General features: G+C 62.0%; 13 protein-coding genes. 7 read left to right on the forward strand and 6 right to left on the reverse strand.

What is annotated here, in order from left to right:
- The first annotated feature begins 105 nt into the window (after window positions 1-105).
- Entirely contained in the window at window positions 106-1,023 is a 918-nt protein-coding gene (locus B9A97_RS14330; RefSeq protein ID WP_084366032.1) for an aminoglycoside phosphotransferase family protein, read from the forward strand.
- Here B9A97_RS14330 and B9A97_RS14335 read toward each other — a convergent pair.
- The gene (locus B9A97_RS14335; RefSeq protein WP_084366033.1) at window positions 1,008-1,409 is read right to left on the reverse strand and encodes an acyl-CoA thioesterase; all 402 of its coding nucleotides are present in this window, start codon (window positions 1,407-1,409) and stop codon (window positions 1,008-1,010) included. The two genes, B9A97_RS14330 and B9A97_RS14335, sit on opposite strands and share 16 nt — an antisense overlap.
- A 168-nt stretch (window positions 1,410-1,577) precedes the next feature.
- Between B9A97_RS14335 and B9A97_RS14340 the strand changes: the two genes are divergently transcribed.
- The 6 genes from B9A97_RS14340 (at window position 1,578) to dxs (ending at window position 6,567) form a co-directional block, all read left to right on the forward strand.
- Window positions 1,578-2,513 carry a histone deacetylase family protein gene (locus tag B9A97_RS14340; protein ID WP_084366034.1) on the forward strand — a complete coding sequence of 312 codons (936 nt, stop codon included), beginning with the start codon at window positions 1,578-1,580 and terminating at the stop codon, window positions 2,511-2,513.
- A gap of 2 nt (window positions 2,514-2,515) precedes the next feature.
- On the forward strand, window positions 2,516-2,764 hold the full coding sequence (locus B9A97_RS14345; RefSeq protein ID WP_084366035.1) for an exodeoxyribonuclease VII small subunit: 249 nt from the start codon (window positions 2,516-2,518) through the stop codon (window positions 2,762-2,764).
- Window positions 2,765-2,808: 44 nt separating this feature from the next.
- Entirely contained in the window at window positions 2,809-3,117 is a 309-nt protein-coding gene (locus B9A97_RS14350) for a nucleotidyltransferase family protein (protein WP_084366036.1), read from the forward strand.
- The gene (locus B9A97_RS14355; protein WP_244564228.1) at window positions 3,107-3,463 is read left to right on the forward strand and encodes a HepT-like ribonuclease domain-containing protein; all 357 of its coding nucleotides are present in this window, start codon (window positions 3,107-3,109) and stop codon (window positions 3,461-3,463) included. The genes B9A97_RS14350 and B9A97_RS14355 overlap by 11 nt, the downstream gene beginning before the upstream one ends.
- A 6-nt stretch (window positions 3,464-3,469) precedes the next feature.
- Window positions 3,470-4,393: a pirin family protein gene (locus B9A97_RS14360; RefSeq protein ID WP_084366037.1), complete on the forward strand. Its 924-nt coding sequence runs from the start codon at window positions 3,470-3,472 to the stop codon at window positions 4,391-4,393.
- Window positions 4,394-4,647: 254 nt separating this feature from the next.
- On the forward strand, window positions 4,648-6,567 hold the full coding sequence (gene dxs / locus B9A97_RS14365; protein ID WP_084366038.1) for a 1-deoxy-D-xylulose-5-phosphate synthase: 1,920 nt from the start codon (window positions 4,648-4,650) through the stop codon (window positions 6,565-6,567).
- 111 nt (window positions 6,568-6,678) lie between these two features.
- On the opposite strand, the gene B9A97_RS14370 is transcribed toward dxs, so the two are convergent.
- From B9A97_RS14370 to B9A97_RS14390, 5 genes are all read right to left on the reverse strand, one after another.
- Window positions 6,679-8,181, reverse strand: a complete 1,503-nt coding sequence (locus B9A97_RS14370; RefSeq protein ID WP_084366039.1) for a PQQ-dependent sugar dehydrogenase — start codon at window positions 8,179-8,181, stop codon at window positions 6,679-6,681.
- The gene (locus B9A97_RS14375) at window positions 8,178-8,618 is read right to left on the reverse strand and encodes a DUF2231 domain-containing protein (RefSeq protein ID WP_084366040.1); all 441 of its coding nucleotides are present in this window, start codon (window positions 8,616-8,618) and stop codon (window positions 8,178-8,180) included. Before B9A97_RS14375 ends, B9A97_RS14370 begins: the two co-directional genes overlap by 4 nt.
- A 172-nt stretch (window positions 8,619-8,790) precedes the next feature.
- A complete protein-coding gene (locus tag B9A97_RS14380; RefSeq protein WP_084366041.1) occupies window positions 8,791-10,740 on the reverse strand; it encodes a methyl-accepting chemotaxis protein in 1,950 nt (649 codons plus the stop codon).
- A 210-nt stretch (window positions 10,741-10,950) separates the two neighbouring features.
- On the reverse strand, window positions 10,951-11,958 hold the full coding sequence (locus B9A97_RS14385; protein ID WP_084366042.1) for a DUF4424 domain-containing protein: 1,008 nt from the start codon (window positions 11,956-11,958) through the stop codon (window positions 10,951-10,953).
- Between the two features lie 175 nt (window positions 11,959-12,133).
- Window positions 12,134-14,044, reverse strand: a complete 1,911-nt coding sequence (locus B9A97_RS14390) for a methyl-accepting chemotaxis protein (protein ID WP_084366043.1) — start codon at window positions 14,042-14,044, stop codon at window positions 12,134-12,136.
- Window positions 14,045-14,099: the final 55 nt, after the last annotated feature.

A 14,099-nucleotide genomic window follows, 5' to 3' on the forward strand; every position in this document is an offset into this window, starting at 1 on the left:
GCATACGGCAGAATCGCGGTCGAGGGAACGGACTTCGTCAGACGGCGCTGTGAAAGACCTGACATGATCAGGGCATAATCACCATCGCCAACAGGGAGCGACCAAATGGCGGACGACCGCCTCGATATTTCAACACCCCTGGTCCGCGCGCTGATTGCGGACCAGTTTCCGCAATGGGTCGATCTGCACATAGCGCCTCTCGTGCCCGGTGGCTGGAACAACAGGTCGTTCCGGCTGGGAGAGGCGATGTCCGTGCGCATGCCCAGCGCCGAGCGATATGCCGCACAGGTCGAAAAGGAGCAGACCACCCTACCCAAGCTGGCGCCGCATCTGCCGCTACCGATCACCAAGGCCATCGCGATGGGCAAGCCAGGGCGCGGCTATCCCTTTCCCTTCGGGATCTATGGCTGGATCGAAGGCGAGACTGCTAAGCGGGACCGCATTCACGACATGGGCCGCTTCGCGCTCGATCTAGCCCAGTTCCTCAATGCCTTGAGGGCGATCAATGCCAGCGATGGTATCCCGGCAGGTGCGCACAACTTCTTCCGCGGCGGCGATCTTGCCGTCTATGAGGCCGAGGCGCGAGCGGCGCTGGCCCTTTTGGGTGAGCATCTCGACCAGAACCTCCTGACCGAGATCCTGGACCTCGCGCTTTCAAGCCGCTGGCAGCACCCGCCCGTCTGGGTACATGGCGACATTGCCTGGGGCAATCTCCTTGTCCGCGACGGACAACTCGCAGCCGTGATCGATTTCGGTAGTTGCGGCACGGGCGACCCGGCATGTGACCTGGCGATCGCCTGGACGCTTTTTGACGGCGAAAGCCGAGCGGTGTTTCGCAAGGCGCTGGGCCTTGAGGCTGACGTGTGGCAGCGGGCGCGTGGCTGGACGCTGTGGAAGGCGCTGATCGTGCTGGCCCAGGAGCAGGACAAAACCTCGGCGGTGGCCGCCGAGCAGCGAGAGGTCATCCAGGCGCTGGCCGAGGACCATGTGCAGGAGCGAGATGGCGCTCAGGGCAGATACTGATACAGCCAGTCGCGGATATCTTCCGGCAGCGGCACCGGATCGCCGGTCTCGCGGTCGGTTGCGCCCCAGATGAAGTCGATTTCGGCAGCGGTACGGTTGCCGCGATCGAACACGACATTGAAGCCGACGGACTTGCCACCGATCTTGTCGACGCGCACCGTCAGCCGCAGCTTGTCGTCCAGGTGGATCGGCTCGTAGAAGCGGCATTCGATCTTCAGGGGTGCGAAGATCGGCTCATCCTCCAGGGGTGGGCGGTAGCGCCAGAAATGACCGATCGCCATCTCTGCATGCTCTATCGAAGCTGATGTGCGCATCCGGCCATTCATATCGATGTCGCGGAAGGGAATAACGACCTCCGTTACTTCCACGCGCTCAACATCATCCATGTCCGACCCCTCGAAACCAGCATTTTGCTGCAGCTTATACAATGCTTTACGGAGGGGAAAGGGCGCCGGGCCAGATACATTCCGACTGTTGACAATGGCTGGCGCCCGGCCTTCCCCTGTGGACCATGACGGTGCGGCGCCCTATGTTGCCCGGCAAAGGGAGAAGCCATGACGACGCGCCTCTACGAAAACACGGTGTTTCTGGAACACATCACGCCCCCCGGCCATCCCGAGCGGCCCGACAGGTTGCGTTCGCTCAATCTGGCGCTGGAACATCCCAATTTCACGGCCCTGAAACGCATCGAGGCCAAGGTTGCCAATGAGGATGCTGTTCTCCTGGCGCATCCGGAATCCCACCTGTTTGGGGTAATGCGGCAGATTCCCGAAGAGGAAGGCGAGATCAACCAGCTCGAAGCCGATACCTATGCCTCATCGAAAAGCCTGCAGGCGGCGCTGACGGCGATCGGCGGGGCGATGGCTGCGGTGGACGACGTGTTTACCGGTGTAGCCGACAATGTCTTCGTCGCATCGCGCCCGCCGGGACACCATGCGGAGAAGGACAAGGCCATGGGCTTCTGCTTCTTCAATACGATCGCGATCGCGGCGCGTCATGCACAGAAGGTTCACGGCGCCGAACGGGTGGCGATCGTCGATTGGGATGTGCATCATGGCAACGGCACCCAGGACATCTTCTGGGACGATCCCTCCGTGTTGTTCTGCTCCACCCACCAGATGCCGCTCTATCCCGGCACCGGTGCCAAGGACGAGACCGGGGTGCACAACAATATCGTCAATGCCCCGCTCTCGCCGAATGTCGGGTCCGACCACTTCCGCGAGGCGTTCAAGTCGCGGGTGCTGTCTGCCGTCAAGGATTTCTCGCCCGACCTGATCCTGATCTCTGCCGGCTTCGACGCGCATCACCGCGATCCGCTGGCGCAGATCAACCTGGTGGGTGATGATTTCGACTGGGCGACCGCACGGCTGATGGAACTCGCCGACCGCAGCGCCGGCAACCGGGTCGTCAGCCTGCTGGAGGGCGGCTATGATCTTGAAGGCTTGGCCGAGTCGGCTGGCCTGCATATCCTGAGACTGATGAAGGGTTGAGTATGACGGACAGCGCCAACGATATCACCAGCTACTCCTTCGAGAAGGCGGTGGCCGAACTCGAAAGCATCGTGGCCCGCCTAGAGCGCGGCGACGTGGCGCTGGATGAATCCATCGCCATCTACGAGCGCGGGGAGCTTCTGAAGAAGCATTGCGAAACGCTGCTTAACGCCGCTGAAAGTCGGATCGAGAAGATCAGGCTCGACCGCGCCGGCAAACCTGTAGGCGTGGAGCCGCTGGATCGGGAGTAGAGGGCGCTCTCGACGGCTGCGGGAAATATCCCTATATTGGTTGCATGGAAAAGGACGCTGTCATTGCCAAGTTGAGGGAGCATGAAGGTGAGCTGCGGGCTGCCGGGGTTCAGGCTTTGTCGCTTTTCGGCTCCGTTGCAAGAGGCGACGCTAATGAACAGTCAGATGTCGATGTCGTGGTTCAGTTGGATGACGATGTCATGGGACGCGGGTTCGATTACTTCGGCTCATTGGCTGCCTTGAAAGAAAAGCTTGAATTCATCCTTGGAAAACCGGTTGATATCGTATCAGAACCGATCCATAAGCCGCGACTCGCCAAGGAAATAGCGAAGGATAGAACGCTTGCCTTCTAGCCGCCCTTGGGTGAGAGTTGAGGATATTTTAGAGAATGCCAGCGCGGTTCTCGAATACACGCAAGGCATGAGTCACGACGACTATCTAGCTGATCGAAAAACGGTGGATGCTTGCGAACGATGTCTCTCGCGAATATCTGAAGCCGCAGTGAAGCTTGGTTCGTTTGCCGAGGAAAGATTGCCTGGCCACAACTGGATCGGCATCCGAAACATCGGGAACATACTTCGTCATGAATATGACCAGCTAGAAGCACCGACCATCTGGGACGTCATCACGATTCATCTGCCGCCCTTGATTGCGGATGCCAGGGCTCTGCTGGCGAACGAAAGACCAGCCGAGAGTTAAAAACCCATGTCCTTTTTTCCCGGAAATGATCCCGAAGCGGGTGATGCCTTTGCCTGCGATGCCATTGAGCAGCTGATCATCCCGCGTTCCAGCGATATCGGCGGCTTTGCTGTGCGGCGGGCCTTGCCGACGGTGCGGCGGCGTCTCGTGGGACCGTTCATCTTCTTCGATCGCATGGGGCCTGCGGTGTTGCGGGCGGGCGACGCGCTTGACGTGAAGCCGCATCCGCATATCGGCCTTTCCACCGTCACCTACCTTTTCGATGGCGAGATCAAGCATCGCGACAGTCTGGGCACCGAACTGGTGATCCGTCCCGGCGACATCAACCTGATGACGGCAGGGCGCGGCATCGTGCATTCGGAGCGCACGCCGGAAAACCTGCGCGGCACGGCGTTTTCCGTTTCAGGCCTCCAGACCTGGCTTGCGCTGCCCGATGACAAGGAAGAGATCGACCCCGCCTTTGCCCATACCGGCCGCGACAACATGCCCGAGTTCGACGACCAGGGCGCGCGTGGGCGGGTCATCATCGGCGCTTTCGAAGGCTTGCGGTCGCCGGTCAGCGTGCTGTCCGACACGCTTTATGTCGACCTGACGCTCGATGCGGGGGCACGCTTCCCGTTTGCCGCGGCGCATGAAGAGCGCGCCCTCTATATTCTCTCAGGCGAACTGGTTGTCGCCGGAGACCGCTTTGCCGCAGACCAGCTGGTGGTCTTCCGCCCCGGAGACGCGATCACGCTGGAAGGTGGCACCGGGGGGACCCATGTCATGCTGTTTGGCGGCGCTGCGCTCTCCTCCAAGCGGCATATCTGGTGGAATTTCGTCTCCTCCTCCAAGGAACGGATCGAGCAGGCCAAGGAGGAATGGCGCACGGGCCGTTTCGACATCGTGCCCGGCGACGAAGAGGAATTCGTGCCCCTGCCCCAAGGGTGATCGCAAGGCCTGCGCGCCAAGGTATTCTGCCATCATTTTACCCGGATCTGCGCCGAGAGCAGCCGCGCGATGGATTTGCAACCTCTGCTGATGGCTCCGCCTCGGCTTTCTCGCTTTAACCCTTTGCGTGAATTGGCTTAAGCCTTATAAAGGAGGGCATTTCGATTGCGCATGAACAAACGCTCCTGCCTCGTCGGAACATCGAACCGCCGAGCCATCGTCGGCCAAGACACAGCAAACAGAGGCAATAGCCCGTGACATCAATGCCCGAGACGCCCTTGCTGGACCAGGTGAAGCTGCCGGCGGATCTTCGCCTTGTGAATGACCGCGACCTGCCGCAACTGGCCCGTGAACTGCGCGACGAGATGATCGACGCGGTCTCGAAGACCGGCGGCCATCTGGGCGCGGGGCTGGGCGTGGTGGAACTGACCATCGCCATCCACAAGGTTTTCGACACGCCCAGCGACCGGCTGATCTTTGATGTCGGGCATCAGTGTTATCCGCACAAGATCCTGACCGGCCGCCGCGACCGCATTCGCACGCTGCGCCAGGAGGGTGGTCTCTCCGGCTTTACCCGCCGCGCGGAAAGCGAATACGACCCGTTTGGTGCCGCCCATTCATCGACATCGATCTCCGCCGGGCTCGGCATGGCCGTCGCCGCCGATCTCAGCAAGACCGACCGCAAGGTGATTGCCGTCATCGGCGATGGTGCGATGTCGGCGGGCATGGCCTATGAGGCCCTGAACAATGCGGGCGCACTCGATGCCCGGCTCATTGTGATCCTCAACGACAACGACATGTCGATTGCGCCGCCAACCGGTGCCATGAGCGCCTATCTGGCGCGGCTGGCCTCGGGCCGGACCTATATGGGCTTCCGCGACTTCGGCAAGAAACTGACCGCCTATCTGGGCAAGACCGTTGATCGCGCCATCACCCGCGCCGTCGAGCATGCGCGCGGCTACATGACCGGCGGCACCATGTTCGAGGAACTCGGCTTCTATCATATCGGTCCGATCGATGGTCATTCCTTCGATCACCTGCTGCCTGTGCTGCGCAATGTGCGCGACAACGGCAAGGGGCCGGTGCTGATCCATGTGGTGACGCAGAAGGGCAAAGGCTATGCGCCCGCAGAGGCCGCAGCCGACAAGTATCACGGCGTCAACAAGTTCGACGTCATCACCGGCGCCCAGGCCAAGGCCAAGCCAAATGCGCCGGCCTATACCTCCGTCTTTGCCGATGCGCTGGTGCAGGAAGCGACCCATGACGAGAAAATCGTCGGCATCACCGCCGCCATGCCGTCCGGCACCGGGCTGGACAAGCTGGCTGAACTCTTCCCCAAGCGCACCTTCGATGTCGGCATTGCCGAGCAGCATGCGGTGACCTTTGCGGCCGGCCTTGCGGCGGAGGGTTACAAGCCGTTCTGCGCGCTTTACTCCACCTTCCTGCAGCGTGGTTATGACCAGGTGGTGCATGACGTTGCGATCCAGGGCCTGCCAGTGCGCTTCCCGATCGACCGCGCCGGCTTTGTCGGGGCTGATGGGCCAACCCATGCCGGTTCCTTCGATACCGGCTTCCTGGCATCGCTGCCCGGCTTCGTTGTCATGGCCGCGGCGGACGAGGCGGAACTGAAGCACATGGTGCGCACCGCGGCGGCCTATGATGCCGGCCCGATCTCCTTCCGCTATCCGCGTGGCGAAGGCGTGGGCGTGCAACTGCCGGAGCGGGGCGAGATCCTGGAAATCGGCAAGGGCCGGGTGATGAAGCAGGGCTCCAAGGTAGCGCTGCTCTCCTTCGGCACGCGGCTGGCCGACAGCCTGCTTGCCGCGGAAGATCTCGATGCCGCGGGCCTGTCGACCACCGTGGCAGATGCCCGCTTCGCCAAGCCGCTGGATCACGAGCTCATTCGCCAGTTGGCCCGCAATCACGCTGTGCTGGTCACGGTCGAGGAAGGTGCCGTTGGCGGCTTCGGCAGCCAGGTCCTGCATTTCCTGGCCAGCGAGGGGCTGCTGGACAACGGGCTCAAGGTTCGGTCGCTCGCCCTGCCCGATGTCTGGATGGAACAGGCCAAGCCGGAAGCCATGTATGCCAAGGCCGGGCTCGACAGCGCCGGGATCGTCAAGACGGTGTTTGCCGCACTCGGTCAGAAGGCGATCGGCATCGGCGCCGCCGGCTGAGAGCGATACATTCTCGACGTTGAAACCCGGACCGCCCGTGAACTTACCCCCGAAGTTGCGTTTCCAACTTCGGGGGTAAGTTCACGGGCGATCCGGGTTTTATTTTTGGCATCAGGGCTGCTGAGCCGGAGGTTGCACCGCCGCGGGGGCAATATCGGTTTGCGGCGGGGTTGTCGGCCCACCTGCGGGCGGCGGGTCAGCCGGGCTTGGTGCCGTGCCGGCGGCCTGGGCGCCGGCGGGCATTTGGTCGGTCGCCAGGGGTTCCGGGAGGGTCGAACCATCCGCATTGGCCACGCGCCAGACGGTATTGCCGGCATCATCAGCCACGAGCAGCGCGCCGGTGCCATCGAAGCCGACGCCGACGGGACGTCCGCGCGCCCTGTCGCCGGAGATGAAGCCGGTCACCACGTCAATCGCCATGCCAGCGGGCTTGCCGTTTTCAAAGGGCACATAGGCGACCTTGTATCCGTTGAAACTGGTGCGGTTCCAGCTGCCGTGCTCGCCAATGAAGGCGCCGTTGGCATATTGCGCCGGCATGGCGGAGCCGTTGGTGAAAGCCAAGCCGAGGGCAGCGACATGGCTGGACAGGGCGTAATCCGGCACGAGGGCCTTTTCCACTAAATCAGGTCGCGGGGGATGCACTCTGTTATCGACGTGGTTGCCGAAATAGCTCCAGGGCCAGCCGTAGAAGCCGTTTTCCTGCACCGAGGTCATGTAGTCGGGCACCAGATTGGGACCCAGTTCATCCCGCTCGTTGATCACGGCCCAGAGCATGCCGCTTTCGGGGTTGAAGGCGAGGCCGTTGGGATTGCGCAGGCCCGAGGCAAAGACCTTGGACGCCCCCGTCTGACGGTCAATCTGCCAGATCGCTGCCCTGCCCTTCTCCGCTTCCAGTCCTCGCTCTCCGGCATTGGAGTTCGACCCGACCGAAGCATAGAGGAAACGGCCATCGGGGCTGAGCGCGAGGTCCTTGGTCCAGTGGTGGTTGATCGGTCCGCCCGGCAGCGGGGTCAGGACCCGTGGTTCGGTTGCGATCTGGGTTTCTCCCAGCTTGTAGGGATAGGCGAGGATGGCATCGGCGGCGGCCACGTAGAGCGTGTCGCCGGCCCAGGCGACGCCGAAGGGCGACATCAGCTTGGTCAAGAGATCATGGCGTTCATCGACCGTTCCGTCGCGGTCGGTATCCCTGAGCAGCGTGATCAGGTTGCTCTCCTTGGAGGCACCGCCGCCGCCCTGCGCCATGGACATGATCAGGCCGCGGATGAAGTCCTTGGGGCGCTCCAACGGTTTTCCGCTGGGCGACTTGCCCTGCACAACCAGCACATCGCCATTCGGCAAGGTATGGACGGTGCGGGGATTGGCGAGATCCTTGGCGTAGACCGAAACCGTCAGACCCTCGGCCACAACGGGCATCTCGCCTTCCTCCCAGCCAACGACCTCGGCGACCTTCATATCCGGCAGAAGCTCCGTCTGCGGCTCCGGCAACACAGGATCCGGGCCGATCTGCTGGTTGATGTCGAACGCTTCATCGGAATCGCTGCAGCCAGCAAGCGCCAGTGTCAGAACGGCTGTCGATGCGAGGATCAGCCTTTTGAATGTCGGACCTTGCATCATGCGACCCTCCAGAAGCTGAGCGCCCGGTAGCGCGCGGCGATCGTGACGGTGATCAGGATCAGGACAAAAGTGACGGCCGACAGGATCAGCCCGTTGGGCACAACCGCCGGCCAGCCATCGGCGGCATGGACCAGGCTGTTCAGAATGGCGAGGCAGAGGATGACGATGTAGATCAGGCTGGCGAGGAAGGAGGGCCTGAGGCCGCGGGTCCTGGGCCTGAAGATATCAATCAATCCCGCGACCAGGGCCAGTGCACCAAAGACGAGCCCGGCAAACAGCAGCCAGGACGAAAAATGTTGCCACATCAGATGGGATGTCTGCCAATAGGCGATGTCCGTGATGAGGGCCAGCGTGAAGCAGACCAGCGGAAAGGGAACGAAGATCCCGGAGAACGGATAGCTCCGCATCACCACGGGTTCGGCGTGGACGGTCGTCATGTAGGCGCGCCTCAAATCTACAGGTTGTCGGTGGACCCATACGGCTCAAGGCCAGGTTTTGTTCCCTGCGCTCCGCTTTTCCTGATTTCGAGGCATCGGCGACTGCAAAATATAACGGGCCCGGCGCATGACGCCGGGCCCGCATGTATCTGGTACCATGATCAGAAGCGGATCAGAATTCCGACCATTCCTGCTTGACCGCAGCGGCAGAGGACTGACCGCCGCCGAAGGCCTTGGTGAGGCGACCGGCCAGCGCACGGGCCGGCGAGGCAACGGGCGCAGACGCGCGGTGCGCGGGCTGCGGTGTCGCCGCCCGTGTGGGCTGGTGAGTAGCCGAACCGCCAAAGCGGAACTGCCGCAACAGGTCGTTCAGGGCGCCGGCTTCCGAAGCGAGCGTATGGCTGGCGGCCGTCTGTTCCTCGACCATGGCGGCATTCTGCTGCGTGCCCTGGTCCATGGAGTTGACGGCGGTGTTGATCTCCTGCAGGCCGGTGGACTGTTCGCGGCTGGCGGTGACGATGGCCGCGACATGGCCGCTGATTTCCTGCACGGCAACCACGATCTTCTGCAGTTCCGTGCCGGTCTCGTCGACCAGGGCCACGCCGGCTTCCACCTGGGCGCTGGAGGTCGAGATCAGTGCCTTGATCTCCTTGGCCGCCTTGGCAGACCGCTGGGCGAGCTCACGAACTTCCTGGGCAACTACAGCAAAGCCCTTGCCGGCTTCACCGGCACGCGCCGCCTCTACGCCGGCATTGAGCGCCAGCAGGTTGGTCTGGAAGGCGATGTCTTCGATCACGCCGATGATGTTGCCGATTTCGCCGGAGGATTTTTCGATCTGCGTCATCGCGGAGACGGCGTTCTGCACCACATTGCCGGAGCGCTCGGCGCCTTCGCGGGTGCTGGCCACCAGTTGGCCGACATCCTCGGCGCGCTTGGCGGTATCCTTGACCGTCTTCGTCACCTGCTCCAGCGCGGCTGCGGTCTCTTCAACCGAGGCGGCCTGCTGTTCGGTGCGCTTGGCGAGATCGTCGGCCGAAGCGCGGATTTCCGCGGCGCCGGCATTGATGGCCGCGGCATTGTCGCCCACGGTCTTGAGTGCCTGTTCCAGCTTTTCCAGCGAGTTGTTAAAGTTGACGCGCAGCGCGTCGAGCTGCGGCGCAAAGCCCCTGTCGATGCGCACGCCGACATTGCCATCGGCGAGCGCGGCCAGGCCGGCTGCCAGTTCCTGCACGGCAAACGATACCTCCTCGGCTTCGCGGGCCTTCTCCGCTTCCGATGCGCGTCGGTCCTCCTCCGACTTGCGGCGCATGGCATCGGTTTCGCCCGAAAGGCGCAGCTTCTCGACGGCGGCATCCTTGAACACCATGACGGCCTTTGCCATGCGGCCCACTTCGTCGCCACGATCCTGCGCGGGAACGTCGATATCGTGCTGGCCATCGGCGAGGCGTGACATGGCGTCGGTCATGCCGACGATCGGCGTGACGATCGACCGCGACAGCAGCCAGATCAACACAACGGCAACACCGCCCGCGACAGCGCCACCCAGCAACAATGCCAGTTCCAGATTGGCATGGGCACTTTCCTGCGCCCGGTGGTTCTGGGCCGACTTTTCGGCGACATAGGCCTTGATCTTGGCGGCCGCCTCGCGGAAGGCGTCAAGCTGGCCCTTCGAGGCGTTGCGGCCGATCTCGATGATCTCGGAAATCGGGGCTTCCGTCGTCTTGCGGGCGGCGAGCTGCGGCTCGGTCAACTCTTTGTGGAATACATCGGCAGCGTTCTTCATCGCATCGAGCGCGGCGATCAGCGTGGCGTCGCCAGCGGCGACCTGCCTTGCCTCGGCGATGTAGTTCAGCATTTTTTCGCGGTGGGCGAAGACGTCCTTGTAGGTGCTGTCGCTGCGAAACAGCAGGAAGCCGCGCTGGTTGACCGCCTGCTCGAGCATGGATTCCAGGGCGTTATCCGAAAGGATCAGGATCTTTTCCTGTTGCTGCTGAGCAAGGGCCGCCTGCTTGGCGTTGTAGGCCTGCCAGAACACAACGGCGGATGCCACGAAGCAGCCGGCCATGATGGCACAGAAGGTGAGGATGAGTTTGTGGCTCAGGGAGACGTTCTTGAGAGACATGTCGCCTTACTTTCTCGCTTTGGGAGGACAAGCGACCGCGCACGCGCAGATGCCCGCGCGCGGATAGGAGGAGGAACATGATGCGGTTCGGCCCGGGGCGCTGCCGTCATGGCGCACCGGTCAAGAGAGGCGTGTCCGGCAATCCGCCGCACATTGCCACGACGTGACTAACGAAACGTTTGCGTAAACTAAAATATTAGCTTGGCGGAATCAATTCAGGTCGGTCGGCACCACCAGCAGGATATGCAGGTCCTTTTCCGGATAAAAATCGGTCGCCGTCATTTCGAAGGTGGTGGGGCCGACCTTCTTCACGTTCTGGCCGCAGAAGCTGATATAATGGTTGGGGCTGCCCTTATCGACGGTCAGCTTGAACTTCTCGATCGGTCCCGACCAGTTGGCACCCGTCGTCAGGATGTAGGAGAGCCAGCGCTCGAAATAATATTTGCCGGCATCCGGGTTCTGCTCCTTCTCCAGCTTTGCCGCCGTCTTCATGAAGGCATCGTCGATGCAGTAGCGTTCCTTGTATTCATTATAGAAATCGGTCGGCTTACCATCCTGGATGAAGACCATGGCCACGGTGCCACCCACGCTCGGGCGGTAGCGATGGCTGACGGAAACCTTGGAGTCGCCCGGAAACGTCGTCTTCCACCAGAAGACCGACTTCAGCGTCCAGAGCGGATAATATTCCGGCTTCACCGGGGCGCCTTCCGAACTATAGGCGGCGTTGACAATGATGCCGCGGGTCTCCCAGTCCTTCTGCACCGCCTCGGGCAGGTTGGCGATCTGGGTGATCGCCTTCTGGCTGACCGGCATCAGGGATACGCCGGCCGCGACGATGTCGTCGGTCACGTCGATGCCGCTGACGGTCGCGCGCTGCTGCAGCTTGGGCTCGATCGGCTTGCCGTCCTGGGACACCGTGAAGCCCATGAAGTTGTCGCTTTCTGTGTCATCCATGCCGCCCATGAATTCCATGCTGCCGCCGATCTCTGGCATGGGAAAGGCAACGACCGTTTCGAGGTCGGTCTCCGCTTCGTTGCGGAACACATAGTCGACGCGGACCTCCTTTTCGGAGATGAACAGGTCCTCGCTTTCCATGGCGATGTTTTCCTGGCGGGTGAAGACCAACCCGCCGGCATCGAGAACCGCCGTCGTATCGTTTGCCCAGACTGGCATTGCGAAAAGCTGCGCTGCCAACAACGCCAAGACAGACTTTCTCATCGCCGATATCCCCCTTCAATCACCCGCTTCGAGCCTTTGCGGAATTAGAGGCCATTCCCGGGATGAGTCAATCTGGTGGCATGGCCATATCAGGGCCTTTCCAGCACAACAGAGAGGCCGCGAATCTGTGGATACGCGGCCTCGGTCAATTGTCCTGTGGGGAGCAGTCGGGGCTTTAGAACTCCGACCATTCCTCCTTCAGCGCGGTGTTTCCGGCGACCGCCGGCATGGGGCGGCGGGCAGGTTGGCTGGCCTGCGGGCGCGAGGCCGGGCGTGACGCCGCGAGGGCTGGCTGGGCATGACCGCCCGGCAGACGGAACTGGCCCACCAATTCGCGCAGGCGCGCCGCTTCCGAGGCAAGGGCAGCCGAGGCCGCGGTGGACTGCTCCACCATCGCCGCATTCTGCTGCGTCGTCTGGTCCATCTGGTTGACCGCCGTGTTGACCTCTGCCAGGCCCGTCGACTGCTCGCGGGCCGAGACCGCAATCGCATCCATCAGCCCGTTGATCTGCACGACATAGTCGCCGATCGCCTTCAGCGCCGTGCCGGTCTCGCCGACCAGCGACACGCCGGAACTGACCTGCGTGCTCGAGGCCGTGATCAGCGCCTTGATCTCCTTGGCCGCCTGGGCGGAGCGCTGGGCCAGTTCGCGCACTTCCTGGGCGACGACCGCAAAGCCCTTGCCGGCTTCACCAGCACGCGCTGCCTCGACACCGGCGTTCAGCGCCAAGAGGTTGGTCTGGAAGGCGATCTCGTCGATCACGCCGATGATGTTGGAGATCTGCTGCGAGCTATCCTCGATGCGCTTCATCGCATCGACGGCTTGCGACACGACCTGTGCAGACTTGGCGGCATTCTGGTTGGCGAGCACCGCGACGCTGCGGGCTTCTTCGGTGCGCTGCGAGGAGTTGCGGACGTTGACGGTGATCTCGTCCAGGGCTGCGGCCGTTTCTTCCAGGGCGGCGGCCTGCTGCTCGGTGCGCTTCGACAGGTCGTTGGCGCCATCGGAAATCTCGCGGGTGCCGCTGTCGATACTGGTGACCGTATTCAGGACCGAACCGATGGTCTGGGCAAGCTGCTGCAGGGAGGCATTGAAGTTCTGGCGCAGCGGCTCGTAATCGGCGGCGAAGGCTTCGTTCAGCTGGAAGGAAATGTCACCGGAGGCAAGGCGCTGCAACGCATCTCCAAGGCTTTCCGTCGCAAAGCGAAGCTTCTGGGCCTCCTCTTCGACACGGCGCTGGTTTGCAATGCGGGTGGCCTCGGTTTCGCCACGCGCCACAGCGGCGGCGTCTTCCAACTGCTTGTTGGCAATCGCATTCTGGCGGAAGACCTCAACGGCCGACGCCATATCGCCGATTTCATCCTGGCGGCCGGAATACGGGATCTCGGTGGCGGTATCGCCGCTCGACAGGTTCTTCATGGCGTCGGTGATGCGATTGACCGGGTTTGCGACGCCCTTGATGGCAAAGAGGATCGAGCCGATGGCAATGATGGCGGAAAGTGCGCCAAGGCCGATCATCAACAGGATCATATTGGCATAGGTGTCTTCGCTGGATGTGACATAGCCACCGGCGCGTTCAATGACATAGGCGACGAGTTCGTCGACTTTAGCATTCACTACGCCGGTCTGGGCTGCCATGTCACCCTTGAAAAGAGCAACGGCCTCGGCGAGATTGCCTTCTGCCTGCAGCTTTACCATGCCTTCGGCCATCTGCAGATACTTGCCGGCTTCGGCTTTCACCGCATCAATGAGTTGGCGCCCTTTTTCCGTCCGGACACCGGCGTCATAATCAGCGATGGCCTTGTTCATGTCGGCCTTCCGGTCTGCGATGAATTTGACTTCAGCCGCCACTTCCTCTGGTGTCGTCGCTAGCAATTCCTTGGCATAGCCCAGACGAATGAGATTGAAATTGCCCTTGATCTCGCGGGCGGTGACCATGCGCTGCATCCAGTATTCGCCAATCTCAGTTGTATTGGCTTGAAGCCGGGACATTCCGGAGAGGGACATAACCGATAGGGCGAGAATAGCGGCAGTCAACAACCCAACCATGCTGATAAGGGCCGTCTTGATCGTCGGTCTTTTCATAGGATATCTCCGGGATTTCTGCAGAACCAGTTTCGGGCGACCGTGATCAAAGAAG

The sequence above is a fragment of the Rhizobium sp. RU36D genome, from assembly GCF_900176345.1.
Taxonomy (GTDB): Bacteria; Pseudomonadota; Alphaproteobacteria; order Rhizobiales; family Rhizobiaceae; genus Allorhizobium.